This window comes from Halorubrum sp. BV1, assembly GCF_000746205.1.
GTDB lineage: Archaea > Halobacteriota > Halobacteria > Halobacteriales > Haloferacaceae > Halorubrum.
On the sequence record NZ_JQKV01000001.1, the window covers coordinates 302,693 to 329,156 of the forward strand.

Genomic DNA, 26,464 nt, shown 5'->3' on the forward strand with positions numbered 1-26,464 from the left:
TCACTCGTAGCGTTCGGGATCGATCCCCGAGAGCCGCATCGCGTTGCCCGTGACGCCGAGGCTCATCCCCATGTCGCCGACGACGACCGCCACGGCGACGCTCACGAGCCCGAGCGGCACCCCGAGCGCTAACAGGAACTTCACGGCGAGGCTGGCCCAGACGTTCTGACGGATGACGCCGTTCGCGGTGTTAGAAAGCGCGTAGAGGTACGGGAGCTTCCCGACGTCGTCGCTCATCAGCGCGACGTCCGCGGTTTCGAGCGCGGTGTCGGTGCCCGCCGCTCCCATCGCGACGGCGACGTCGGCAGTCGCCATCGCCGGCGCGTCGTTGATCCCGTCGCCGATCATCGCGACCGCCCCGTACTCCGCCTGAAGCGTCTCGACCGCCTCGACTTTCTCCTCCGGTAGCAGCCCGGCGCGGTACTCGTCTATCCCCGCGCGCTCCGCGACCGTGCTCGCGGTCCCCTCGTTGTCGCCGGTCAGCATGACGACGCGCTCGACGCCGAGTTCGCGCAGTCGGGAGACGACGCGGGGGGCGTCCGGACGCACCTCGTCGGCGACCGCGATGGCCCCGAGGAGCGCGGAGTCGGTGCCGACGAGCACCACCGTCTTCCCCTCGCGCTCGACGGCCGCGAGCGTCGCCGCGTCGAGGGAGCCGGACCTGTCGGATCGCGCGTCTCCCGCGCCGTCGCCCGTCGCCGCCGGGTCGCGGTCAGCGTCGGGTGCGGTCCGCCCGCTCGGCGTCGCCGCCTCGCCGCCGTCGGTCGCCGCCCGTTCCCGTCCGAGGTCGAACCCGAGATCCTCGAACAGCGCCGGCTTGCCGGCGTAGTACGTCTCGCCGTCCACGACGGCGCGGACGCCCTTACCGGTGAGGCTCTCGAACTGGGTTGGCTCCGGATCCGCCGGCGTCGCACCTCTCGACGCGCCGGCGTCGGCTCCGGCAGCGGCGGCCTCGGCGCGCGCGAGGATCGCGGCGGCGATGGGGTGTTCGCTACGCCGCTCCACGGCGGCCGCGTATCGGAGCAGTGTCGCCTCGTCGGTTCCGTCGGCGGTGAGCACGTCGGTGACGGCGAGTTCGCCGCGGGTGAGCGTCCCCGTCTTGTCGAAGGCGACGACATCGACACCCCCCATCGCCTCCAAGTGGTTGCCGCCTTTGATCAGGACGCCGTTTTTCGCGGCGCTCGTGATCCCCGAGACGACGGAGACTGGCGTCGAGATGACGAACGCGCAGGGGCAGGCGATGACGAGCAGGGTGAGTCCGCGGACGAACCAGGTGCCCCAGTCGCCGACGAACGTGACGCCGTAGCCCGCGACGTTGACCGCGATCGGATCCGAGATCAGGAGCGGCGGGAGCGCGGCCGTCGCGATCGCGAGGACGACCACGACGGGCGTGTAGTAGCCCGCGAAGCGGTCGACGAACCGCTCCGTCTCCGTGCGCTTCGACTGTGCGCCCTGCACCATCCCGATTATCCGCGCGAGCGTCGAGTCGCCCGCGGTCGAGGACACCTCGATCTCGAGGTACCCCTCCGCCGCGATGCTGCCGGCGAACACGTCGTCTCCGGGCGTCTTGTCGACCGGGACGCTCTCGCCCGTGATCGGCGACTGGTCGACGGCGCTTTCGCCCTCGATGACCGTTCCGTCGAGCGGAATCTTCTCGCCGGGTCGGACGATCACGGTCTCGCCGACCGCGACCTCGTCCGCGGGAACGGTGACTTCCTCGCCCTCGCGGCGGACGGTCGCCTCGTCGGGCGACAGTTCCATCAGTTCGCGCAGCGAGTCGCGGGCGCGGTCCATCGCGTAGTCCTCGAGCAGCTCGGCGATACTGAAGAGCACCGCGAGCGTCGCGGCCTCGACGAAGTAGCCGATCCCGCTGGCCGCGATGATGGCCGTCCCCATCAGCAGGTCGATGTCGAGGCTCCGGTTGCGCGCGGAGTAGTAACCGTCGCGGATCACCGGCAAGCCGCTGGCCGCGACCGCACCGAGGAACAGCGCGTCCGCGACCGTGATCGGCGCGCCGAGGACGCTCGCCACCGAGACGTTCTGTCCGGTCGCTGCGAACTCGAAGCCGAGCCCGAGCGCGACGAGTACGGCACCGACCCAGGTCTTCTTCGCGCGCGTGCTCGTCCACACCTCGGTCGGCGGCGCGACGGCGACCCCACCCGAGTCGCCGTCGGCGGTCTCGGAAGCGTCGCGGTCGGCCGCGCCGTCGTTCCGCTCGCCGCCCGCACTCGTTTCCCGCCGGCCTCCCGTCACCTCGTAGCCCGCGCCCTCGACGGCGGCGACCACGGCGGCCTCGTCGGTGCGATCGGCGTCGTAGGCCACCGTCGCGGTCCCCGCCGTCGGATTGAGGTCCACGTCGACCACGCCGTCGACGCGGGCGAGAGCGCCGTCGACCTTCCGGGCGCACGAGGGGCAGTCCATCGCCGGCACGGCGAGCCGAGCGGTCAGCTCTCGCCGCCTCGCCCCACCGATGTTCTCGCCGTCCGCGTCCGAGTCGTCTGTCATTACCCGACCGTACGAGCGACATCAGGGTAAGTCTTGGTTGGAATATTCCAAGTGATCCAGAGGGCGGTCGCTCGTTAGGCTCCGGCGGCCGAGTCGGGCAGGCGGGCCTCCGTGACGAACCGCTTCGCCAACTGCTCTTCGGCGCGGCGGAGCCGGTACGTGAGCGTCGAGCGCGGAACGCCGAGGTGATCGGCGAGATCGCCGACGTCGGTCTCTCGCGGCGTCTCGTAGTAGCCGTGCTCGACGGCGGCGCGGAGTGCGGCCTCCTGTTCTGCCGAGAGGTCGCTCTCGTCGCCGTCGGTTCCCTCGCCACTGCCGGCGGCGGCCGCGGACGTGCTCCCGGTCTTGAGGAGTTCCGTGCGGGCGCAGTCGCCGACGGCGTCGCGGATCGCGTCGAAGAACGCACCCACGTCTCCCGTTCCGGGGTGGATGAGCCGCCATGTGTAGTGGCGGCCTTCGTGTCGCGTCTCGAAGAGCACGCCCTCTCCGAGGTGCTCGCGGGCGATGTGCGGGACCGACGCACACCGCGGCGTGCGTTCCCAGTCGGAGTACAACACGAGGGTGTCGCCGTCGCGGTCGAGCACGCGCGTGGTCTGGGTCGCGCCGCAGTCGCCGGTCGCGAGGCAGTCCGCGTAGTAGTCGGCGTCGCGGAAGGCCGCCTCCAGACCGTCGAGCGCGGCCGGTGTGCCGGTCGCGTGGTCCACCCGCCAGAGGCGGTCAGCGGTGGCGTGGAGCGAGAGCGATCGGACCCGGGCGTCGGGGTGTTCCGCGAGCGCGTCGGCCACCCGGTTACACCCGGGGCGGTATTCTAACGCGAAGACGAGTTCTCGCATACGCGATCGTACGTGTCTCACGGGTATAAGGCGTGTCGACGCGGCCGGCGGCGACACGCCACTAGCTAGTTCGAATATAAGAAACACTGATGGGTCACGGCCGGCACTGGACTGATCCCCGGTGCCGATACTGAAGTGTACTGCCCTCACAACCCTTATTACCCGTCTCGCGCCAAGTACGCGCATGACGGGGGCAAAAACGAAGTCGGTCGCGGCGACGGGAACCTCGATGCGGATACTGACCGCTATCGCCGAAAGCGAGGGCGGTGTCCCCATGGCGGAGTTGGTCGACCGGCTGGATCTGGCCAAGAGCACGGTGTACAAACACCTGATAACGCTCGAAGAGCACGGCCTCGTCGTCAACCACGAGACCGGGTATCGGCTCGGCCTCCGGTGTCTGGAGTTCGGCGGCACGGCCAGACAGTACGACGGCGTGTTCGACGTGACGAAACCGGAACTCGACAAGCTGGCCGAAGCGACCGGCGAACTGACGAACCTGATGTTCGAAGAGCAGGGCAAGGGCGTCTACGTGTACACCGCCCGCGGCGACCAGGCGATCACCCTCGACAGCCGACTCGGCCGACGCGTGTACCTCCACACGACGGCGCTCGGCAAGGCGCTTCTGGCCAGCCTCGACGACGACCACGTCGACAAGATAGTCGATCGACACGGACTTCCGGCTCGGACCGACGAGACGATAACCACGCGCTCCGGGCTGTTCGAAGAACTCGCACAGATCCGTACGGAGGGGTTCGCGTACAACGAGGAGGAGCGACTCGGCGGCGTCGGGTGCGTCGGAACGCCGCTCGACACGGGCGACCGGCGGAACGCCGCGATCAGTATCATGACGCCGATCAGCCGCCTGCGCCCCGACGACACGCGGCACGAATACACCGAGATGCTCAACCAGACGGCGAACGTCATCGAAGTCACCCTCGCTCACGGTCAGTGACCGCCGATCTAGATTACAATTACAAAGGTAGTAATGTAAGAGATGCCGCCACTCGGCGCGTGTGTGGTTCGAACATACGAAACTAATTCCGCCGCGAGTCGGTGTCCGAGAGAGAGAATCTCGCCGAGCAGTCGCCCAACGCGGGCGTCCGTTCGGAACTTGGGGTGGCCCGCTCTCTGGGGGTCGATGTCCGTGATTCGAGAGACCGAGGCGACTCGAACCGCCGGCGACGGCGATGGATCTGGCGCGTGATGCGGGAGCCGATCGGCTGTTGAGAGCGTGGGCCGATCTCCAGTTCGCAATAACGAAACCGAATGGACCGGTCAGGCGACGCGGTTCCGCAGCGTCTCGCCCGTCTGGTAGCGCTCGACGTTTTCTGCGACGAGGTCGGCGATGTCGAGGTGGTAGCGGTTGGTCGCCGAACCCTTGTGTGGCGAGATCATTACGTCTTCAAAGTCCCAGAGCGGCGAGTCGTCGGGGAGCGGTTCGGTCTCGAACACGTCGAGGCCGGCACCGGCGATGGCGTCCCGCTCCAGCGCGTCGACGAGCGCGTCCTCGTCGACGAGCGGGCCGCGGGCGACGTTGACGAGGTAGGCGTCATCGCGCAGCACGTCGAACTCCGCCTCGCCGATCAGGCCCTCGGTCTCTGGCGTGTGTGGGAGCGCGAGTGCGACGAACCGCGCGTCCGCGATCGCGTCGTGGAGGTCCGCGGGGTCGAAGATCTCCGAGACGCCCGGGACGGACTCGTCAGAGCGCCGGACGCCGACCACGTCCATGCCGAGCGCATCGGCGCGCTCCGCGATCCCCTGGCCGATGGTGCCGAGGCCGACGACGCAGAGCCGCTCGTTCTCCACGGTGAACGGGCGCTCGTAGTCGGGCGTGTACCAGTTCCGCTCGTTCTGGTTGTCGCGATACACATGGAGGAGCCGCGCGAGCGACACCATGTACCCGATCGCGACCTCGCTGACCGTGGTGTCGTGGATCCCGGTGCTGTTCGTGAGGGGAACGCCGGCGGCGTCGTACGTCTCGGTGTCGAACGCGTCGTACCCCGCGCGGATGCAGTGGACCCATCCCGCATCGAGGAACTCCGGCTTCGGGACGTACGTGGCGACCGCGTCGGTCTCGTCGTACGACTCGCCGTCGCCGACTAACTCGACGGAGATGTCGAGGTGATCGAACGCCTCGACGAACGCCTCGGGCGGGATGACGTTCTCGACGGATTCGTGGACGTACAGGTGATCGAGTCGTGTTCGCTCGGACATGGAGGCACCGTCGTCACAGTGGCATATCAGTCCTTCGGGAGGCGGCAGGCAACCGTGTCTCACCGTCTGTGATACACAACAAGTCACACGACAACAGGCCACACAGATACTTTTATATCCTATCGTGCCGGAGGTCGGTACATCCGCAAGAGAGACTAGTGATGAACGTAACTGAAGCAATTGCACACGCGCTGAAAGAGGAAGGAGTAGAGTACGTATTCGGATTCCCGAGCAACCCGCTTTTCGACACCGGGGCCGCAGAGGAGGCCGGACTTCGAACGATCATTACCCGCCAAGAGCGGACGGCGGTCCACATGGCCGACGCGATCGGGCGGCTCACCTCCGGTAACGAGGTCGTCGCGTTCGCCTGCCAGCACGGCCCGGGAACGGAGAACTCCATCGGTGCCGTGGCGCAGGCGTACGGCGAGTCCGCGCCGCTCGTGGCGATCCCGGCCGGCTACGACCGAGCAAAGACGGACGTGGATCCGAAGTTCAACTCGCTCGTGAGCTATCAGAGCGTGAGCAAGACCTGCGAGCAGCTCACCGACCCCGACGCAGTCGGCGAGACGTTCCGCCGGGCGTTCACCGCGGCCCGGAACGGCCGCCCGCGCCCCGCGGTCGTCGAAGTCCCGAAGGACGTCTTCTGGGAGGACGCGCCCGAGGACTTCGAGTACGTCCCGTCGAGCGCCAACCGAGCCGGGGTCGACCCCGAGGCCGTGCCGGCAGTCGCCGACGAACTCGTCGACGCCGAGAATCCGGTCATCTTCGCGGGGCAGGGCGTCCACTACGCCGAGGCGTGGGACGAACTGAAAGAACTCGCCGAGACGCTCGAAGCGCCCGTCGCGACCAGCCTGAACGGCAAGAGCGCCTTCCCGGAGAGCCATCCGCTCTCGCTCGGAGCCGGCAGCAAGAGCGAGCCCGGACAGCTCGCGCACTTCCTCGATGAGTGTGACGTCCTGTTCGGCGTCGGCTGCAGCTTCACCGAGACGGCCTACGGTATCACCGTCCCCGAGGGGAAGACGGTCATTCACTCGACGCTCGACCCCACCGACATCGACAAGGACGTCGACTCCGAGATGGCGCTCGTGGGCGACGCACAGATCGTCCTCGACGCGGTGGTCGACGCGGTCGCGGAACGCGTCGATGACGACCGCGGTCGCTTCGACGACGTCGCCGACGAGATCGCCGCGGTCAAAGCCGACTGGCTCGACGAGTGGGAGGGCAAACTCACGTCCGACGAGACGCCGATCAACCCTTACCGCGTGATCCACGAGATCACGAACGTCGTCGACGAGTCGGAGACGATCATCACGGCTGACGCCGGCAACCCGCGCGACTTCCTTGCGCCCTTCTACGAGACGGACGAGCCGCTCTCGTACATCGGCTGGGGGAAGACGACGCAGCTCGGCTACGGGCTCGGGCTCGCGCTCGGCGCGAAGGTCCGGTTCCCGGAGAAGCTCTGTATCAACATCATGGGTGACGGTGCCATCGGGATGACCGGTCTCGACTTCGAGACGGCCGTCCGCGAGGACGCCCCGATCTTGACCATCCACCTGAACAACTACGAGATGGCGTCGTACGACACGCCGTTCAGCGGCGACTTCGCCGACGTCGGCAAGGCGCTCGGCGGCTACGGCGAGCGCGTCGAGGACCCCGCAGAGGTCGCGCCGGCGCTCGAACGCGCCATCGAGAAGACCGAGGAGGGGACGCCCGCGTTACTCGAGTTCATCACCGCGAAGGAGACCGAACTCTCGCGGCCCGACCTCGAGTAAGCGACGCCGGAAAGCCGCTCGACAGAGCGCAGTCGTGCTGTTTTTGTGTTTGCCATACTGTCAGCGGCCCCGCCGTCTGTTCCCCATAAATATATAAGCAGGTCTGACAACATACCGGTATGACTCTGGAAGACGATTCACTGGAGTATCACGAGGCTGACCCGCCGGGGAAAATCGAGATCGCGACCACGAAACCGACGAACACGCAGCGTGACCTCTCGCTCGCGTACTCGCCGGGCGTCGCGGGGCCGTGTCGAAAGATCGCGGAGTCGCCGGAGAAGGCGTACGACTACACCGCGAAGGGGAACCTAGTCGGCGTCGTCTCGAACGGGTCTGCCGTCCTCGGACTCGGGAACATCGGTGCCACGGCGTCGAAGCCCGTCATGGAGGGGAAAGGCGTACTGTTCAAGCGGTTCGCTGACGTCGACGTGTTCGACGTCGAACTCGACATCGACGACACCGACGCCTTCTGCGAGGCCGTCGCCGCGATGGAGCCGACCTTCGGGGGGATCAACCTCGAAGACATCAAGGCACCCGAGTGCTTCCAGATCGAAGAGCGACTCCAAGACGAGATGGACATCCCCGTGTTCCACGACGACCAGCACGGCACCGCCATCATCAACGGATCCGGGCTGATCAACGCGGCCGACATCGTCGACAAGGACCTCGGCGACATGAAAGTCGTCTTCTCCGGGGCCGGCGCATCGGCGCTCGCAACAGCGCACTTTTACGTCTCGCTCGGCGTCGACCCCGACAACATCGTGCTCTGTGACTCGACCGGCATCATCACCGAGGAACGGGCCGAGGCCGGCGACGTCAACGAGTACAAGCGGGTGTTCGCCCGAGACATCGAGGACGGCGATCTCGCCGACGCGATGGAGGGCGCGGACGTGCTCGTCGGCCTCTCGGCCGGCGGCATCGTCTCACAGGACATGGTTCGTTCGATGGCGAACAACCCGATCATCTTCGCGATGGCGAACCCGACTCCCGAGATCGGCTACGAGGAGGGGAAAAACGCCCGCGACGACACCGTGATCATGGCGACGGGCCGCTCTGACTACCCGAACCAGGTGAACAACGTCCTCGGGTTCCCGTTCATCTTCCGCGGCGCGCTCGACGTGCGTGCTTCGGAGATCAACGAGGACATGAAAGTCGCCTGCGCCGAGGCGCTCGCGGAACTCGCCCGCAAGGACGTTCCCGACGCGGTGTTGAAGGCGTACGGCGACGAGCCGCTGCAGTTCGGTCCGGAGTACATCCTGCCGAAACCCGTCGATCCGCGCGTCCTCTTCGAGGTCGCGCCGGCGGTCGCCGAGGCGGCGATGGAGTCCGGCGCGGCGCGCGAGGAAGTCGATCTGGACGAGTACCGCAACGCGCTTGAGGCGCGCGTGGGCAAGTCCCGCGAGATGATGCGGATCGTCTTCAACAAGGCCAAACAGGACCCGAAGCGCATCGCGCTCGCGGAGGGCGAAGACGAGAAGATGATCCGCGCGGCCTACCAGCTCTCGGAGCAGGGGATCGCAGAGCCCGTGCTGTTGGGCGATCAGGACGCGATCACGGCCACGATCGACGAGCTTGGGCTCGATTACGAGCCGATGGTCAACGACCCGACAAACGCCGAGTACGACGCGTACGCGGACCGACTGCACGAGCTCCGCAAGCGCAAGGGTATCACCCGCAGCGAGGCGGGCGAACTCGTCCGGACCAGCACGAACTACCTCGGCAGCGTGATGGTCGACCAAAACGACGCGGACGCCCTGCTCACCGGGCTAACACACCACTATCCGTCCGCGCTTCGGCCGCCGCTTCAGGTCATTGGGACCGCCGACGACGCCGAGTACGTCTCCGGCGTCTACATGCTGACCATCGGGAACCGCGTGGTGTTCTTCGCCGACGTCACCGTCAACCGCGACACCGACGCCGACGTGCTCGCGGAGACGACGCGACACACCGCAGAGCTGGCGCGACAGTTCAACGTCGAGCCGCGCGCGGCGCTGCTCTCGTACTCCAACTTCGGGAGCGTCGAGGGCGAGGAGATGCGAGCTCCACGGGACGCCGCGGCCATGCTCCGCGAGGACGCCGCGGTGGACTTCCCGGTCGACGGCGAGATGCAGGCGGACACGGCGCTCGTCGAGGAGATGCTCACCGACACCTACGAGTTCTCAGACCTCGACGAGCCCGCCAACGTCCTCGTGTTCCCGAACCTCGAGTCCGGGAACATCGGGTACAAGCTGCTCCAGCGCCTCGGCGACGCAGAGGCCATCGGCCCGATGCTCGTCGGCATGGACGAACCGGTCCATGTGCTCCAGCGCGGCGACGAGGTGAAAGACATCGTCAACCTCGCCGCCGTCGCCGTCGTCGACGCCCAAGAGCGCGAGTAGTCCGCTCGCGCCGTCCGCTGTCCCGCTTTTTCGGATCGAGTCGTCCGTGCTCGGCGTGTCGGCCGCCGATGTGAACGCGTGTCGGCCGCCGATGTGAACGCGTGTCGGCCGCCGATGTGAACGCGTGTCGTCAGACCACGCAGATCGCGGTCGGTGTCTGTTGACGCGTAACATTCATACCTCAGCCACACCGAGATTCGCTAATACGACCGACACAGATGGCTTCCAAAAACACACCTCCCGACCCATCCACAGATCCGCGGACGAACTACGATTACCGCGGCGGGGACGACACCGACTCTGCGCTCGTTTCCGACCTCGACGGGCTCGTCGACGGCGACGTGCGCTTCGACGAGTACTCGAAACAGATGTATTCGACTGACGCGTCGGCGTACGAGGTGACGCCGATCGGTGTCGTCTACCCGACCTCGACCGCGGACGTCGCGGCCGTGACGGAGTACTGCGCCGAAGGGGGTATCCCAGTACTGCCCCGCGGCGGCGGGACGAGCCTCGCCGGGCAGTCCGTCAATGAGGCGGTCGTCTTGGATTTCACCCGGTACATGACCGACGTCCTCGACGTCGACCCCGACGGCCGGCAGGCGCGGGCGATGACCGGGATCACGCTCGGCGAGCTAAACCGGACGCTCGAACCGCACGACCTGAAGTTCGCGCCCGACCCGTCGACCGCCGACCGGAGCGCGCTCGGCGGCGCGATCGGGAACAACACGACCGGCGCGCACTCGCTCAAGTACGGGAAGACCGACGCCTACGTCGAGGAGGTCGAAGCGGTGTTGGCCGACGGCAGCGTCGAGACGTTCGGCGAGATCGCGGTGTCGGAGCTGCGCGAGGACGCGGACCCCGACGGTGCGCTCCTCGAACGGATCTACGCCGAGGTCGTCCGCATCCTCGACGAGGAGGCAGACGAGATCGACGACCGGTACCCCGACCTCAAGCGGAACGTCTCGGGGTACAACCTCGACGTGCTGGTCGAGGAGTCCGAGTCGGGAACGGTGAACCTCGCCAAGCTCCTCGTCGGCAGCGAGGGGACGCTGGCGATCGTCACCGAAGCCGAGATCAGCTTGGAGCCGATCCCGGAGACGAAAGGGGTCGGCCTGCTCACGTACCACAGCCTGATGGACGCGATGGAGGACGTGGGTCCCATCCTCGAACACGACGCGGCCGCGGTCGAAGTGCTCGACGGCGTCCTCGTCGATCTGGCGCGCGATTTAGAGGAGTTCAAAGACGTCATCGGTCTGCTCCCGGACGAGACGGACTCGTTCCTGTTGATCGAGTTCTACGCCGACACCGAGGAAGAGGCCAAAGCGCGGGTCGACGACCTCCTCGACGATCGCGTCGGCGATCTGGCGTTCGACGGGATGGCCGCGTACGACGAGGAGACCCAGAAGAAGTTCTGGAAGATGCGGAAGGCGTCGACGCCGATCCTACTTTCGCGGACCGGCGACGAGAAGCACATCGCGTTCATCGAGGACCTCGCGATCCCGCCCGAGCACCTGCCCGAGTACACGAAGGAGTTCAAGCAGATCTTCGAGGACCACGACACGTTCGGGAGCTTCTACGCCCACGCCGGCCCGGGCTGTATGCACGTCCGGCCGCTCATCAACACGAAGACGGCGGAGGGGACGGAGACGATGGAGTCCATCTCCGACGCCGCGACCGACCTCGCCGTGCGCCTCGGCGGGTCGGTGTCGGGCGAGCACGGTGACGGCCGCGCGCGGACGCAGTGGAATCGGAAGCTGTACGGCGATAGGCTCTGGAACGTGTTCCGGGACCTGAAGACCGCGTTCGACCCCGACTGGCTCCTCAACCCCGGCAGCGTCTGCGGCGACCACGACATGACAGAGAACCTCCGGTTCGGCGAGGACTACGAGTTCGACGCCGGCTTCGAGCCCGCCTTGGAGTGGGACAACGACAACGGGTTCCAGGGGATGGCCGAGCTCTGTCACGGCTGTGGCGGCTGTCGCACCAGCCAGGACGGGGCCGGCGGCGTGATGTGTCCGACCTACCGGGCCTCCCAAGAGGAGATCACGAGCACGCGCGGTCGGGCGAACCTCCTCCGGCAGGCGATGAGCGGCGACCTCGACGACGACGAGCAGTTCGACACGGAGTTCATGCACGAGGTGTTAGACCTCTGTGTCGGCTGTAAGGGCTGTTCGATCGACTGTCCGAGCGAGGTCGACATGGCGAAGATGAAAGTCGAGGTGGAGAACGCCCACCACGAGAAACACGGCGCGGACCTCCGCTCGAAGCTGTTCGCCAACGTCGAGACGCTCTCGAAGCTGGGGAGCGCGACCGCTCCCCTCTCGAACCTCGGCACCAAGATCCCGGGCGCACGCGCCGTGATGGAGAAGACGCTCGGGATCGCCCGCGAGCGCTCGCTCCCGACGTTCTATCGGGAGACGTTCGTCGACTGGTGGAGCGCGCGCGGCGGGTCGACGGTGAGCGAGTCGTCCGCGGAACACCGCGTCGTCCTCGTGCCCGACACGGTCACCAACTACAACAACCCCGACGCCGGCAAGGCAGCGGTCCGGGTGCTCGAAGCCGCCGGCGTCCACGTCGAAGTCGCCGAAGACATCACAGACAGCGGTCGGCCGGCCCACTCGAAGGGGCTGTTGGGGAAGGCGCGCGAGACCGCCGAAGCCAACGTCGCGGCGCTTTCCCCTCGCGTCGAAGACGGCCGCGACGTGGTCGTCGTCGAGCCCTCTGATGCCGTCATGTTCCAGTCCGACTACCTCGATTTGCTCTCGTCTGACGCCGCGGCGACCGTCGCCGAAAACACCTACGGCGTGTTAGAGTACGTCGACGTCAACCGGCTTGACGAGGCGCTCGACGCCGACGGCGGCGCAGAGCGGCTCACCTACCACGGTCACTGTCACCAGAAATCGGTGAAGAAGGACCACCACGCGGTCGGCGTGCTCCGCCGGACGGGTTTCCGGGTCGACCCGCTCGACACGAGCTGTTGCGGGATGGCGGGGACGTTCGGCTACGAGGCCGAGCACTACTCGATGAGTCAGGCGATCGGGTCGATGCTGTTCGACCGGATCGACGACAGCGACGGCGACAGCGTCGTCGCGCCGGGCGCGTCCTGCCGGACGCAGATCGGCGACGAATACGACGAGAAGCCGCCGCATCCGATAGAGAAGCTCGCCGACGCGCTCGCGTAACGCGCATCGGCTCGACGGGGCGTTCAGTATTCACCTATCGACGGTCGACGCCGACGAACGAATGTGCCGAGCGCGAATGAGGTAGCCGCCTACTCGCCGCCGAACGCGCCCTCGTCGCGCCACTCGTCGAGCGTGGTCTGGTCGCCGGCGACCTCGGCGAAGACGGACTCCGTGTGCTCGCCGAGTCGCGGTGCTGGCGAACGCACGATGTCGTCGTGGTCGGGAAAGTTGATCGGGTGGCCGGGCAGGAGACACTCGCCCCAGTCGGGGTCGTCGTGCTCGACGACCAGATTGCGCGCCCGCGTCTGGTCGTAGTTGACGACGTCCTCGACATCGTTTATCGGCCCGCACGGGAACCCGTACTCGATGAGTTTGTCGAGCCAGTATTCCGTGGACTCCGTCTCGAACTCCTCTTCGATGATCCCGACGACGGTGTCTGCGTGCTCGAACCGGTCGTCGTTCGTCGGGTACTCGGATAGCTCCTCGCGGCCGACGAGTTCGACGAAGTCGTCCCATCGGTCGTCGCTCGGGACGCCGGTGACGAGCGCACCGTCCGCGGTCTCGAACCGCTGATAGGGGACGAGCGTCTGGTGGGAGGTCCCCTGCGGCCCGGGAACGGACCCGTCCATCGAGTAGGAGGTGAGGTACTCGTTCATCAGCGTCACGATGGAGTCGAACAGTCCTACGTCGAACTTCCCGTTGAACGACTCGTCGTCCCCGTCGCCGAGGTGTCCGCGCTCGTAGAGCCGCGCGAGCAGTCCGATGGCGGTGAACATTCCGGTCGTGAGGTCACCGATCGCCTGTCCGACCTTGACCGGTTCGCCACCCTCCGGTCCGGTGACGCTCATTATCCCGCCTTCCGCCTGCAGGATGAGATCGAGGCCGGCCTGCTTCTTGCGCGGACCGGTCTCGCCGTAGCCTTTGATGCTGGCGTAGACGATCTCGGGGTTCCGCTCCGTCACGTCCTCGTAGCCGACGCCGAGCTTGTCCGTGACACCGTACCCGAAGTTCTCGATGAACACGTCCGCCTCTTCTAAGAGCGACAGCGCGGCCTCGGTGCCCGCGTCGGACTTGAGATCGAGCGTGACCGAGCGCTTGTTCCGGTTGTTCGCCATGAAGTAGCCGGACTTGCCGTCGGGGCCGACGCCTTGACTGCGGGCGGGATCACCCGCGCCCGGTCGTTCGATCTTCACGACGTCGGCCCCCATGTCGGCGAGCAGCGCCCCGCAGAACGGGCCCGCGCGGTGACCGGTCATCTCCACGACGGTGAGGTCGGCGAGCGGCCCCCCCGTCATTGCTCGTTGAACTCGTCGACGAGGCGTTCCCGCTCGTCGGTCGCGAACTGCTCCCACCACACGTCCGACTCGAACTCGCGGTTCTCCTCCGCGGTCTCCGCGTCGACCGCGTGGTTGAACGCGCGCTTCGAGTTCTTCACCGCAGACCGACCCGTGCTCTGGATCGCCTCGACGATCTCCGTCACCGTCTCGTCGAGCTCCTCGCGCGGGACGGCGTGGTTGACGAGCCCGATCCGCTCGGCCTCGTCGGCTCCGATCATCCCGGCCGTGTAGACGAGTTCCTTCGCTTTCGCCTCGCCGACGAGCTCGATCGCTCGCCATGTGGAGTTGCCGGTCGGGATCTGGCCGATGTCGGTCACCGGGACGCCGAACTTGGCGTCGTCGACCGCGATCCGCATGTCACAGTACATCGCGAAGATGAGACCGCCGCCGACGCAGTAGCCGTTGATCTTGGCTATCACGGGCGCGTGACACTCGAACGGCTTGCGATACATCTCATAGAACAACTCTTGGCGGTCCTTCTGTCGCGGATCGTGCTCCTCTGCGGTTCCCGCATACTGGGATATGTCGGCACCCGCGGAGAACGCGTCGTCGCCCTCGCCCGTTATCACGACGACGTCGATGGAGCGGTCGAGCTGGATCTCGTCGAACGCGCGAAGCAGGTCCAGCATGACCGTATCGTTGAGCGCGTTGTACACCTCGGGCCTGTGGAACGCTATCGTCGCCACGCCGTCGGTGACGTCGAGCGAGATACTCTCGAAGGCTGTTTCGCTTACCATGCACCGCAATACCATGAAGGTCGTAAAAAGGGTTGTGAGTCCGAAGGCGGGCAAAGCGTGTCACGTACCAAAGTATTTACTATACGTGACCGAATTTCGAACGCATGTCGTATGAGATAGCGACGATACCAGGCGATGGTATCGGTCCGGAAGTCGTCGACGAAGCCCTGCCACTGCTCCACGAAGCCGCGTCGCGACACGGGGTCGACGTCGAGTTCACCGAGTACGATTGGGGAACGGAACGGTACCTCGAAACGGGTGAGATGATGCCGGACGACGCGCTCGATCAGATCGTCGACGCGGACTCAATTTTGCTCGGCGCGGTCGGTCACCCGGACGTCCGCGACCACATCACGCTTCACGGGCTCCTCTTGCCGATTCGGAAAGGATTCAACCAGCAGGTGTGCAAGCGCCCGTCGATCCTCTTCGACGGCGTCGAGAGCCCGCTCCGGGGCTACGAGAGCGGCGACATCGACTTCGTCGTGTTCCGCGAGAACACCGAAGGCGAGTACTCCGATGCGGGCGGACGTATCCACGAGGGGTTCGACCACGAGGTGGCCGTACAGAGCGCGGTCCACACGCGGGAGGGGACGGAGACGATCGTTCGGGCGGCCTTCGAGGCCGCGACCGAGCGCGACGGACACCTGACGAGCATCACGAAGTCCAACGCGCAGGCGTTCAGTATGACGTTCTGGGACGACGTCGTCCAAGACGTCGCCCCGGACTATCCGGACGTCGAGGTCGAGTCACTGCTCGTCGACGCCGCGAGCATGGACCTGGTTCGCCGACCGGAGGAGTTCGACGTGCTCGTCGCTTCCAACTTGTTCGGCGATATTTTGACCGACATCGGCGCTATCGTCAGCGGTAGCATGGGACTCGCCCCGTCCGGCAACATCAACGTGGACGACGAGTACCCCTCGATGTTCGAGCCGGTCCACGGGAGCGCGCCCGACATCGTCGGTCAGGGCGTCGCCAATCCGATGGCGACGGTACTCTCCGCAGCCATGATGTTCGAAAACCTCGGCGAGGACGCCATCAGTGAGGCGCTCTGGAGCGCCGTCAGAGCGGTGCTCTCTGATGACAACGCTCCGATGACGCCGGACCTCGGCGGGTCGGCCTCGACCGGCGACGTCATCGACGCGATCGAAGACCGGCTGTAGCCACGCAGCTCAAAACGTCCGTTTCACGGACGCATTATTGACGTGGGCGTCCCCATTCGAGCGGATGGACGGCAGATCGCTAAACAGCGCTCACGGGTCGCTCCGTTCCGATGCGCCACCGGGCTCCGGGACGGGCCGCGATCGGCTCGGGTTCACGGACTATCCGGTGCCGACTTGTTAGTCGGCGCGGATCGAGACGACGGGGACATCGGAGTCGAGCATCACGGACTGGACCGTGCTGCCGAAGAGCGCCTTCCCGACGGGCGAGCGCTTGCGGCCGGCGATGACGAGGTATCGTGCGTCGTTGGACTCGGCGTAGTTGACGACCTCGTCGGCCGGATCACCGAGGAGACCGACAGGAGATACGTCGACTGCAGACGAGTCGTCGACCACTTCTTGGGCGATGTCTTCCGCGATTTCGAGAATATCGTCGGTCGGGATCGTGTTCCCCGTGTCGCTGACACTCGTCCGTTCGAGGTCGATGAACGTCTGACGCGTCAAGACGTGCACTACTTCGACGGGCTCGTCGAACGCCTCGCCGAGTTCGACTGCCTCTTCGACGATTGCCGGGGCCCGTTCTGACCGATCAACGGCTGCAACGATCACCATACTGTCCGTATTCAATCCTGTTATATAAAATATTCCACCCGGTCGCCGTCGCGGCCGCCGCAGACAGACCCGGTTTGTGCCACACAGGCTCGATCTGTGCCACATGCAGCCTCCGATCCGCTCGTCTCGCCGTTTCGCCTCCCAGTTCTGACTTATCTCGTCACCGCACACGGACACCGGACACCCCGGCGTGCGACGCCTCGCCACACCGGCCTTTCGCCGTGTTCACGTCACGTCGAACTCGTGTGAGACGGAAACAACGAGGGGAAACATTTATGATATTACCATCTAATGTCACGGTTGGACACGGCAAAGGCAATCCCAAGAAGGCAGTTCCGGCCGACAAAACCAACTATCGAAACTACGTGACAAGATGACAGAGAATACAGCAGACGATACGGGCGAATCGAGTTCGAACACACGACGGCGGTTCCTGCAGGCAGTCGGTGCGACGTCGGCCGTCTCCCTTGCCGGGTGTTCCGGCAACGGCGGCGACGGCGGCGACGGCAGCGACGGCGGGTCCGACGGGTCCGACGGGGGCTCCGACGGCAGTGACGGTGGGTCCGACGGCGGCGACGGCGGCGGATGGTCGCCGGACGGAACCGTGCGCTACATCGTCCCGTACGACGAGGGCGGTGGTACGGACACGTACGCCCGCGGTATTCAGGAAGGGTTCCAGGAGGAACTCGGCGAGTCGCTGCAGATCGATAACATTCCGGGTGCCGGTGGCCTGAACGGCCTCGGCGAACTGTACCGCTCAGAACCCGACGGACAGACCATCGCGGGCAACGCGGGTCCGCTTGAGGTAGCTCCGCAACTGCTCAACGAGCCGAACTTCGACATCCGCGACCTCACCGGCCTCGGTGTCGTCGGGCAGTCGACGTGGTGTCTCGTCGTCAACGAGGAGTACCAAGACGAGGTCGAGACCTTCGACGACGTTCTCGCAAAGTACGAGAGCGGCGAGTGGGAGGATATCGGCGTCCAGTCGTCCGGTAGCTCTCAGGACATCATCGTCCTGCTGTACAAGTACGCGTATTCGGACGAGGTCGGATGGAACTGGCAGAACCGCGTGCAGTACACCGGGACCGGCCCGGTCGCGCAGGCGGTCGCCAGCGGCGAGGTCCCGTGTGGTATCGGGACCGACGCCGGGACGCAGTCGGTCGTCAACACCGGTCGTATCTATCCGGTAACGACGTTCTACGGACCCGGTACCCAGGTCTACCCGGACATCGATTCCGTGACCGACCTCGGTTACCCGCAGATCGACTTCGTGGGCGGTGTCTGGCGTGGCATGTACGCGCCGCCGGAGACCCCCCAAGAGATCGTCGATTTCTACGCGGACACGCTGGAAGCCACGGTCAACAACGAGGCCACGCAGGCGTGGAGCGACGAAACGGGGAACCCGGTCGTGTTCGAGGGGCCGGAGGTCGCAGAGCAGAACTTCGAGGACGCCTTCGCGCAGTACGAAGAGCTCGAGATTCTGCAACTCGTCAACGAAAACCAGCCCTGAGTCGGTCAGGGCCTCGGCGTCGCGTCGTACTTAATTTATTTATACTTGGAGTTCCCCGGATGAGACACCACTGTCATGGTCAATTACTCACAACGGCTTGAAGGCATTACAGCCGAACACGTACTGCTCGTAACGCTCATCGGGCTGTCCATCCTATTCTACGTGGACCCGATACTCAAAGACTATCCCAAAAACGCGGCGATCTTCCCGCAGCTTATGGCACAGGTCGTCGGGATCGGATCGTTCCTCATCCTCATTCAGAACTATCTCCCCGGACCGATCCAGCGGTTTGTCGGCGAAGACGTGAGCATGACGGAGAGCTTCGAGGAGAAGCAAACCGAAGGCGTCGACGCCATCGAAGAGAGCAAGGCCGAACAAGCCGATATCGACGAGAAATACGTCGACACCGAAGACGAGGACGAGACCGGTGATGCCGTCGCGAAGCGCCCGCCTCTCCACGAGAAGTGGGGGATTAACATTAACAACACCGTGATCATGATCATCTTCTCGAGCATTTACTTTGCTCTCGGGTGGGCGGCCGGGTTCCTCTACGTAACTCCGTTGTTCGTGTTCTCGTACACGACGTGGTTCCGGGTGGAGATGTACAAAGGGGCCTTCCTCGCCGCGCTTGCGACAGTCATCGTCTACGGATTCATTATCTTCCTGCTCATGCCGTTCGATCAGGGAGCAATCGTGTTTACGGGGGGACTGTAGATGGCGGTTGGTAGTCTCATCGAAGGCATTTCGATCGCGGTCAGTTGGCCGGTCATCGGCTGGATGGCGGCCGGACTGCTCGCCGGAATCGTCATGGGGGCGCTACCGGGGATCGGTTCGCCCGTCGGGATGGCGATCGTTCTGCCGCTTACCGTGCCGCTCGATCCGACGCCTGCGCTCATCCTCCTCATCTCCATTTACAGTGGTGCGATGTTCGGTGGGAGCATCGCTGCAATCCTGTTGAACGCGCCGGGTACAGAGTCGGCCGCCGCGACGACGCTCGACGGCTACCCGATGGCGAAGAAGGGGCTCGCGAAGAACGCACTCGCGATCGCGACGACAGCCTCCGCGCTGAACGGGTTCGTCGCCGCGATACTGTTAGTCCTCATCTCACCGATCCTCATCGAGGTCGTTCTCCTGTTCGGATCGGTCGAGTACTTCTTACTCGCGATCTTGGGTATATCACTCATCACGATCGTCGCTGACGGGTCGATCGTCAAGGGGATCGTGGCGGGCGCGTTCGGCTTCATGATCTCGACGATCGGCGTCGCGATCATGTCTCCGACCCCTCGCTACGCGTTCGGTCAGCTCGCGCTGTACGACGGGATCAACTTCGTCGCTGCCCTGATCGGCATGTTCGCCTTCGCGGAGATGATGAAGCTCGCGGTCCAAGACCAGATCGCAGAAGACGCCGTCGGCATCACGGGCAGCATCACCGACGGGATCAAGACCGTGTTCCAGTACCCCAAGACGACCATCAAGGCGGGTGTCATCGGGATGCTGATCGGCGCGGTTCCGGGTTCCGGTGCGACCACGTCGACGTTCGTCGCATACGCCGAGGAGGCGCGGTCATCGGCCGCTGACGGGATCTTCGGCGAGGGTGACCCGCGCGGTATCATCGCCCCCGAAGGAGCGAACAACCCGACTGTCAGCGGGTCGCTCGTTCCGACTCTCTCGTTCGGTATCCCCGGCAGTGGATCGACGGCGGTGTTCCTCGGTGGGATCTTGATGCACGGGCTTCAGCCCGGTCCGCAGCTGTTCGGCGAACAGCTCCACATCACGTACGCGCTGTTCGTTTCGGTGTTCCTCGGCAACATCCTCATCCTCGCCGTCGGGTACTCGGTCATCCCGTACGCGAGCGCGATCACGAAGATCGACACCGACATCATCATCCCGATGGTCATCGTGCTGTCGTTCATCGGGGCGTTCAGCCTGCGCCGGAACTGGTTCGACGCCTTCGGTGTCCTGGCGCTCGGGATCATCGGTTACTACATGGTGAAGTACAAGTTCTCGGTGATCGCATTCGTCCTCGGAATCGTTCTGGGGCCGATAGCCGAGGAGAACTTCTTCCGCTCGCTCCAGCTGTCGGGCGGCGGATACGGAATCTTCGTCAACCCGAGCCGGCCGCTCACGCTCAGCATCTCTATCCTCATCATCGTGGTGCTGATCGGGCCGTTCGTCGGGCCGTACGTGAAGAACGCGATAAACAACTTCAGGTAACACGGCGCTATCGCCTCGGAGTAGTCGGATTCGGGCGTCTCGTCGATTTCGGTCTTCGCTTTGATTTTTCTCGACGCGCGGACGTGCTCGACCGCACAGCCGCTGTCTGTCCTTGACAGCCTCCGTGCGCTGAAACGCGAGACGTTCTCCTCGATTCTCCGAAAACAGTAGCAGCGGGTTCGGCGTATCGGGTGGATCTCACCGTCGTTCCCGCGGTATGCGGTCCCGTCGCCTCTGTACGGCACGCGATCTGACTCCGTCCGCAGATGGCACGAACAATACTTATATACATACTTGGTTGCTACCCCCGTACACACGATGACTGCCCAGCACCGGGACGCAGGGGTGCCAGACGCATCACTGGGTCTCGATGATCCCCCGGCTATCGCCGGCGTCGGTATGACGGAGTTCGCGAGCGCGGACGACCGCCCCCTCATCGACCTCCTTCTCGCGGCCGCCGAACGCGCGCTCGACGACGCCGAGTGCGACGCATCGACGGTCGATTCGGTCCACGTGGGAAACATGGCCGCCGAGGCGTTCAACGAGCGCTCGGGGCTCGCGAACGCGCTCACCGGGAGTCTCGGACTGACCGGCGTCACCGCACGCCGGATCGAAAACACCAGCGCGAGCGGTGCGAGCGCCGTTCAGAGCGCGTTCGAAGCCGTTGCAGGCGGCCACAGCACGTACGCGCTGGCCGTCGGCGGCGAGAAGATGTCGAGCGCGGACACCGCGACGGCGACCGAGATAATCAGTCGGATCACACACGACCGCGAGTACGAACAGGGCGTCACCCTGCCGTCGTTCGGCGGCCTCGCGGCCGCCGCGTACCTCGACGCGCACGACGCGGACCGCCGCGATCTCGCGCGGATCTCGGTGAAGAACCACGCCAACGCGGCGGCAAACGAATACGCACAGTTCAGAAAGCGTATCGACGTCGACGACGTCCTCGACTCGCCCGCCGTCGCCTCGCCGCTGCGACTCTACGACTGCTGTCCGACGAGCGACGGTGCCGCCGCGGTGTTGATTACGGCCGAACCGACGCCGGACGCGGTATCCGTGGCAGCCTGTGAGAGCGCGACGGGGACTCACGCGGTCGCCGACCGTACCGACCCGCTCGACATCGAGAGCGTCAGGCTCGCCGGCGAGCACGCCTACGAGACAGCCGGGTTCGGCGCGGAGGCGATAGACGTCGCCTGCATTCACGACGCCTTCAGCATTCTCGAATGGCTGGAGATGGAGGAGTTGGGTCTCGCGCCGGAGGGAGAAGCGTGGCGTCTCACCCGCGACGGCGAGACCGAACTCGACGGGGCGCTCCCGGTGAACCCGGGCGGCGGGCTCAAAGCTCGGGGACACCCGCTCGGCGCGACCGGCGTCTCGCAGGTCGTCGAACTCGTCTGGCAGCTTCGGGGCGACCTTCCAGAGGACCGGGCCGTCGAGGGTGCGGAGCGGGGGCTCGCGGTCAACGTCGCCGGATTCGGGAACAACGCCGTCTGCACGCTTCTGGAGGCGGACGCATGACGCAGCTACTGGAGTGCCACGAGTGCGGCCGGCGAACCTACTACGAGAAGCACCGGTGTCTGGAGTGCGGCGGGTCAGCGTTCGACCGCGTCGACGCCGGGAACGGCGAACTCCGTTCGGTGACGACCGTTCACGTCACGCCCGAGGGTGTTCGGGAACCGAACCGGCTCGGGCTCGCCGCGTTCCCCGGCGGCGCGAACGTCGTCGCACAGCTCGACGAGAACCTCGCTATCGGCGACCCGGTTCGGTTAGAAGGCGGCCACGACCTCCGCGTCACGGACGACGGGACGCTGCGAGGAGCCCGGCTCGTCGACGTGGAGTAACCGGAATCTTACGCTTTCCCGTCGTACCGCGCGAGTTCGACGAGGTTCCCGTCCGGATCCCGGACGTAGACCGACTCCATGGGTCCGCGCGCGCCGACTTTCTCTACGGGGCCGTGGACGATCGCGACCCCGTACTCGCGGAGTTCGCGTCTGAGCTCCTCGACGGAATCCTCGACGAGGAGACAGAGATCGCCACTTCCGGTCGTCGGCTCCGCTGCGTGAGGCGTGTACTCGTCACCCGCCGGATGGAGGTTGATCTTCTGACCGCCGAACGACACCGCCCGCCGACCACCGTCGAAGCTCTCCGGGGTTCCGCCGAGGACGGTCGCGTAGAAGTACACCGCCTGTTCGACGTCCGTGACGGTCAACACCAGGTGGTCGAGGCCGCTGACGTGCATGATGTATGCTTGGGAGACACAAGCAAAAAGCTATCTCATGGCGGATCGGCGAACCACCGCTACCACAACGCTTTGGTCACTGTTCGCACACTGAACGGTATGCGCGCCGTTCGCTACCACGAGTACGGAGACGAGAGCGTTCTGACACTGGAGACAGTCGACAAACCGGAGCCCGCACGAGGAGAGGCGCTGGTCGGGATCGAGGCCGCGAGCGTGAACCCGATCGACACGTACGTGCGCGAGGGGAACGTCCGCCCGCCCTCCGGGCTACCGCACGTCGGCGGGTCGGATCTCGCCGGCGTCGTCGAGGCCGTCGGTGAGGGCGTGACGGCGGTCGAGCCGGGCGACCGCGTGTTCGCGACCGGACTCGGTCTGTTCTCGCCGGGCACGTACGCGGAGTACACCGTTGCGCCGGCGGACCAGCTCGCGCCGCTGCCGGAGGCCGTCTCGTTCGAGGAAGGCGCGGCCACGGCAATGGCGTTCGCGACCGCGTGGCGCGCGCTCGTGACGCGCGGCGACCTCCGCCTCGGCGACGTTGCGCTCGTTCACGGCGCGTCCGGCGGGGTCGGACACGCCGCGGTGCAGGTCGCGGCCGCCGCGGGCGCGACCGTCGTCGGCACCGCGCGCGAGGGCGAGCCGGAGGCGTTCGCGCGGTCGCTCGGAGCCGACGCCGTCGTCGACTACCGGAGCGACGACCTCGCGGGCGAGATCGACGCGGCGCTCGACGGCCGCGGCGTCGACGTGGTGTTCGAACCGCACGCAGACGCACACCTCGACGCGAACCTGACCTGTCTCACTCGGGGCGGTCGGATCGTCGCCATCGGCGAGGAGGGACCGATCACGCTGAACGGCGGCCTGCCGATGGCGGCGAAACAGGCGGACGCGGACCTGCGATTCATGTCGATCGTAGCTTCGGCCGACGATCAGGCGGCGATCCTCGAACGCGTCGGCGAGCGACTCGCGGACGAGACGTTTGCCGTCGAGATCGACTCGGTCTTCGGATTGGAGGCGGTTCCGGAGGCGCTCTCGCGGCTGTCCGCCTCGGGAACGCTCGGAAAAGTGGTGCTCGATACGACGCGCTGATCGCGCGCGCCGCTCAGGGCTCCGGGATCACGTCGTTTTCGACCAGCTCCGCGATGCGGTCGTCGTCGTAGCCGACCGCCTGCAACACGCGAACTGTGTCCTCACCGAGCAGCGGCGGAGCCTTATCGAACCCGGCGTCGGCCTCCGCGTAGTTGAGCGGGTGCTCGATGACGGGGATCTCGCCGGCCGCGGGGTGGTCGATCGAGTCGACGACGCCTCGGGCATTGACCTGCTCGTTGTCGAGCGCCTCGTCTACGTCGAAGACGGGGCCGACGGGGAGCCCGCGCTCTTCGGCGAGCAGTTCGACCCACTCGTCGGTCGGCTTCGTTTCGAGGACGTCGGACAGCTCCGCCTCCAGCTCGTCCATGTTGTTCACGCGGGCGGAATTCGTCTCGAACCGATCGTCCGTCGCGAGGTCTTCGCGACCGATGCCGGCACAGAACTCCTCCCAGAGCTTCTGGTTGCCGCAGGCGACGTTGAGGTAGCCGTCCGCCGTCGAGTACATCTGGTAGGGGGCGAGCACGGGGTCTTTGGTCCCCATTCGAGAGGTCTCCTCGCCGACGAAGCTCTTGCCCGCCTGCTTCGTGAGCCACGGGAGCGCGGCGTCGAGCATCCCCAACTCGACGCGCTCACCCTCGCCGGTGCGCTCGCGGTTGTACAGCGACGTGACGATGCCGAACGCCGACCACATCGCGGTGATCAGGTCCGTCTGCGGGAGTCCGACCTTCGCCGGCGGCGCGTCGGGGTAGCCGGTGACGTCCATCATGCCGCTCATCCCCTGCACGAGGAGATCGTATCCGGGGCGGTCGCTCCACGGTCCCGTCTCCCCGAACGCCGAGATCGAGCAGTAGACGAGGTCATCGTTGTACTCTTGGAGCGTCTCGTAGTCGACGCCGAGCCGCGCCGCGGTCCCGGGTCGGAAGTTCTCGACGACCACGTCCGCCTCGGCCACGAGGTCGTACAGCGCCTGAATCCCCTCGTCTTTCTTCAGATTCAGTTCGATGCTCTGCTTGCCGTAGTTGACCGTCCAGAAGTACGGCGACTCGCCCTCGTCGGCCGCGGCCCGCCCCGATCCCTCGTAGTCGTCCACGTCGACGAACGGCGGTCCCGAGTAGCGGCTGTCGTCGCCCACGCCGGGCCGCTCGACTTTGATCACTTCAGCGCCCTGGTTCGCCAGCATCATCGTCGCGAAGCCGCCCGTGACGAACGTCGTCAGGTCGACCACGACGATCTCTTCTAATAAACGCCGTTGCTTGTCGGTTGAGCTCACATCCGATACTCCGTGGACGACGTGATAAATGTTGGGAGGGACGCTCGCGACGCCTACACCCGCCGCAACGCGACCACGGTGAGTGCCCCGAGTCCGGCGACGCCGCCGAGCACCGAAAACAGCACGGCGCTCGTCGCATTCGTGAGCACGAAGCCGGCGAGCGACGCGCCGAGCGCTCCGACGCCGAACATCGCGAGGTACGTGAATCCGTACGAGAGCCCTTGCACGTCGTCGGGGGCCTCCTCCGAGACGACCACCTGATAGATCGGGGCGGTACCGTACACGAAAAAGCCGAAGAGGAGACAGATCCCGACGAGCGGAACGGTCCCCGCCTCGCGAACGATCGGGAACGAGAGTGCGAGCACGGCCAACGCCGCGAAAAAGCCGAGGAACGCCGTGCGGCTCGGGACGCGGTCGGTCAGCCGTCCCCCGACGTACTGGCCGCCGATCCCGACGGTCAAAAGCGCGGTGTAGACGTACTGCGATGGCTGGACGGTCTGTCCGAGCAGTTCGACGGGAGCGAGCGCCGGCGACTCCGCGAGCACGTCGGGGAGGAACGTCAACAGCCCGCGATAGTACACCCCGTACAGCAGCACCGCGACGAACGCGACGGTGAAAGCCGTCCCGAACAGCGCGCGAGACGACGTGGCCATCTGTCGGAGTTCGGCGGCGATAGACACCGAGGTCTCGTCCGAGTCATCGCCGACCGGATCGGGTTCGTCTGTGCCGTTACCCGACTCGCCTCCCTCCGCTGCCGTGCCGTCGGTCTCGCCGCCGACATCGAACTCGATCTGCGTCCCGGCCACGCCGACGGCGACCGCGACGACCGAGAGCACGCCGGCCGCGAGACGCCAGTCGACGAACATCAGGAGCAAGGCCGTGAGGAGCGGTCCGAAGGCGGTTCCGACGTTACCGCCCACGCCGTGGTACGCGAACACAGTGCCGCGGGCGTCGGCCGTCCGGCTGATGAGAGAGAGGCCAGCGGGGTGGTAGACGCTCGCGAAACAGCCCCACAACAGCACGGCGGCTCCGAGCGTGAACGGTCCCTGCGCGAGCGCGACGATGCCGAACCCGATCCCCATCCCGACGACGGCTCCCGAGATCAGCCGCCGCGCGTCGAGGCGGTCCGAGAGCACGCCGCTCACCGGAGCACCGACGCCGATGACGCCGTATCCAACGCTCACGACCGCACCGATGACCGCGGCGGATACGTCGAACTCCGCCATCCAGAGGCCGACGAAGAGCGGAATCGAGAGTTCGTACGTATGAAAAAGCCCGTGTGCGAGGGCAGTGAACTGCACGAGCGCGCGGTCGTTTTCGTCCATTGATCGAACGTCCACAAAGCAACTAGATAAAATTCGGGGCTGCGTCAAGATATCACCGATCCGGCACGCCGTACCGTCTCGTCCCTCGTCTTCGGG

General features: G+C 65.8%; 20 protein-coding genes. 11 read left to right on the top strand and 9 right to left on the bottom strand.

Annotated features, from left to right (window positions below):
* Together EP28_RS01535 and EP28_RS01540 are read right to left on the bottom strand one after the other, a co-directional pair.
* Positions 1 to 2,505: a heavy metal translocating P-type ATPase gene (locus EP28_RS01535; protein ID WP_049982247.1), complete on the bottom strand. Its 2,505-nt coding sequence runs from the start codon at positions 2,503 to 2,505 to the stop codon at positions 1 to 3.
* Between the two features lie 74 nt (positions 2,506 to 2,579).
* Positions 2,580 to 3,338, bottom strand: coding sequence for a helix-turn-helix domain-containing protein (locus tag EP28_RS01540; RefSeq protein WP_049982248.1), 759 nt, complete (start codon positions 3,336 to 3,338; stop codon positions 2,580 to 2,582).
* A gap of 184 nt (positions 3,339 to 3,522) precedes the next feature.
* Here EP28_RS01540 and EP28_RS01545 point away from each other — a divergent pair, with 184 nt between their 5' ends.
* Positions 3,523 to 4,290, top strand: coding sequence for an IclR family transcriptional regulator (locus EP28_RS01545; protein ID WP_049982249.1), 768 nt, complete (start codon positions 3,523 to 3,525; stop codon positions 4,288 to 4,290).
* Between the two features lie 323 nt (positions 4,291 to 4,613).
* Here EP28_RS01545 and ddh read toward each other — a convergent pair whose 3' ends face one another.
* The gene (ddh, locus tag EP28_RS01550) at positions 4,614 to 5,552 is read right to left on the bottom strand and encodes a D-2-hydroxyacid dehydrogenase (RefSeq protein ID WP_049982250.1); all 939 of its coding nucleotides are present in this window, start codon (positions 5,550 to 5,552) and stop codon (positions 4,614 to 4,616) included.
* A gap of 158 nt (positions 5,553 to 5,710) precedes the next feature.
* On the opposite strand from ddh, the gene EP28_RS01555 reads away from it, so the two are divergent.
* The 3 genes from EP28_RS01555 to EP28_RS01565 all read left to right on the top strand — a co-directional run bounded on the left by EP28_RS01555 (position 5,711) and on the right by EP28_RS01565 (position 12,884).
* Positions 5,711 to 7,324, top strand: a complete 1,614-nt coding sequence (locus EP28_RS01555; protein WP_255358260.1) for a thiamine pyrophosphate-requiring protein — start codon at positions 5,711 to 5,713, stop codon at positions 7,322 to 7,324.
* Between the two features lie 119 nt (positions 7,325 to 7,443).
* Positions 7,444 to 9,702, top strand: coding sequence for an NADP-dependent malic enzyme (locus EP28_RS01560; RefSeq protein WP_049982252.1), 2,259 nt, complete (start codon positions 7,444 to 7,446; stop codon positions 9,700 to 9,702).
* A 218-nt stretch (positions 9,703 to 9,920) separates the two neighbouring features.
* Entirely contained in the window at positions 9,921 to 12,884 is a 2,964-nt protein-coding gene (locus EP28_RS01565; protein WP_049982253.1) for an FAD-binding and (Fe-S)-binding domain-containing protein, read from the top strand.
* 89 nt (positions 12,885 to 12,973) lie between these two features.
* Here EP28_RS01565 and EP28_RS01570 read toward each other — a convergent pair whose 3' ends face one another.
* Both EP28_RS01570 and EP28_RS01575 read right to left on the bottom strand, forming a co-directional pair.
* Positions 12,974 to 14,179, bottom strand: a complete 1,206-nt coding sequence (locus EP28_RS01570) for a CaiB/BaiF CoA transferase family protein (protein WP_049982254.1) — start codon at positions 14,177 to 14,179, stop codon at positions 12,974 to 12,976.
* A complete protein-coding gene (locus tag EP28_RS01575; protein ID WP_049982255.1) occupies positions 14,176 to 14,958 on the bottom strand; it encodes an enoyl-CoA hydratase/isomerase family protein in 783 nt (260 codons plus the stop codon). The genes EP28_RS01570 and EP28_RS01575 overlap by 4 nt, the downstream gene beginning before the upstream one ends.
* A gap of 104 nt (positions 14,959 to 15,062) precedes the next feature.
* Here EP28_RS01575 and EP28_RS01580 point away from each other — a divergent pair, with 104 nt between their 5' ends.
* Positions 15,063 to 16,118, top strand: coding sequence for a 3-isopropylmalate dehydrogenase (locus EP28_RS01580; RefSeq protein ID WP_049982256.1), 1,056 nt, complete (start codon positions 15,063 to 15,065; stop codon positions 16,116 to 16,118).
* Between the two features lie 177 nt (positions 16,119 to 16,295).
* On the opposite strand, the gene EP28_RS01585 is transcribed toward EP28_RS01580, so the two are convergent.
* Positions 16,296 to 16,727: a universal stress protein gene (locus EP28_RS01585; protein ID WP_049982257.1), complete on the bottom strand. Its 432-nt coding sequence runs from the start codon at positions 16,725 to 16,727 to the stop codon at positions 16,296 to 16,298.
* Between the two features lie 373 nt (positions 16,728 to 17,100).
* Between EP28_RS01585 and EP28_RS01590 the strand changes: the two genes are divergently transcribed.
* From EP28_RS01590 to EP28_RS01610, 5 genes are all read left to right on the top strand, one after another.
* Complete coding sequence (locus EP28_RS01590) at positions 17,101 to 18,237, top strand: Bug family tripartite tricarboxylate transporter substrate binding protein (protein WP_049982258.1); 1,137 nt, start codon at positions 17,101 to 17,103, stop codon at positions 18,235 to 18,237.
* A 75-nt stretch (positions 18,238 to 18,312) separates the two neighbouring features.
* Positions 18,313 to 18,951: a hypothetical protein gene (locus EP28_RS01595; protein ID WP_080506018.1), complete on the top strand. Its 639-nt coding sequence runs from the start codon at positions 18,313 to 18,315 to the stop codon at positions 18,949 to 18,951.
* A complete protein-coding gene (locus tag EP28_RS01600; protein WP_049982259.1) occupies positions 18,952 to 20,451 on the top strand; it encodes a tripartite tricarboxylate transporter permease in 1,500 nt (499 codons plus the stop codon).
* 318 nt (positions 20,452 to 20,769) lie between these two features.
* Positions 20,770 to 21,969 carry a thiolase family protein gene (locus EP28_RS01605; RefSeq protein WP_255358261.1) on the top strand — a complete coding sequence of 400 codons (1,200 nt, stop codon included), beginning with the start codon at positions 20,770 to 20,772 and terminating at the stop codon, positions 21,967 to 21,969.
* Positions 21,966 to 22,292, top strand: a complete 327-nt coding sequence (locus EP28_RS01610; protein WP_049982261.1) for a Zn-ribbon domain-containing OB-fold protein — start codon at positions 21,966 to 21,968, stop codon at positions 22,290 to 22,292. The genes EP28_RS01605 and EP28_RS01610 overlap by 4 nt, the downstream gene beginning before the upstream one ends.
* Positions 22,293 to 22,300: 8 nt before the next feature.
* Here the strand turns inward: EP28_RS01610 and EP28_RS01615 are convergent, their stop codons facing one another.
* Complete coding sequence (locus EP28_RS01615) at positions 22,301 to 22,690, bottom strand: VOC family protein (RefSeq protein ID WP_049982262.1); 390 nt, start codon at positions 22,688 to 22,690, stop codon at positions 22,301 to 22,303.
* Between the two features lie 99 nt (positions 22,691 to 22,789).
* Between EP28_RS01615 and EP28_RS01620 the strand changes: the two genes are divergently transcribed.
* Positions 22,790 to 23,773: an NADPH:quinone reductase gene (locus tag EP28_RS01620; RefSeq protein ID WP_049982263.1), complete on the top strand. Its 984-nt coding sequence runs from the start codon at positions 22,790 to 22,792 to the stop codon at positions 23,771 to 23,773.
* Positions 23,774 to 23,786: 13 nt separating this feature from the next.
* Here EP28_RS01620 and EP28_RS01625 read toward each other — a convergent pair whose 3' ends face one another.
* Positions 23,787 to 25,043 (bottom strand): CaiB/BaiF CoA transferase family protein, encoded by a 1,257-nt coding sequence (locus EP28_RS01625; RefSeq protein ID WP_049982264.1) that lies wholly within the window; start codon positions 25,041 to 25,043, stop codon positions 23,787 to 23,789.
* A 53-nt stretch (positions 25,044 to 25,096) separates the two neighbouring features.
* On the bottom strand, positions 25,097 to 26,416 hold the full coding sequence (locus tag EP28_RS01630) for an MFS transporter (RefSeq protein ID WP_155118399.1): 1,320 nt from the start codon (positions 26,414 to 26,416) through the stop codon (positions 25,097 to 25,099).
* Positions 26,417 to 26,464 lie beyond the last annotated feature (48 nt).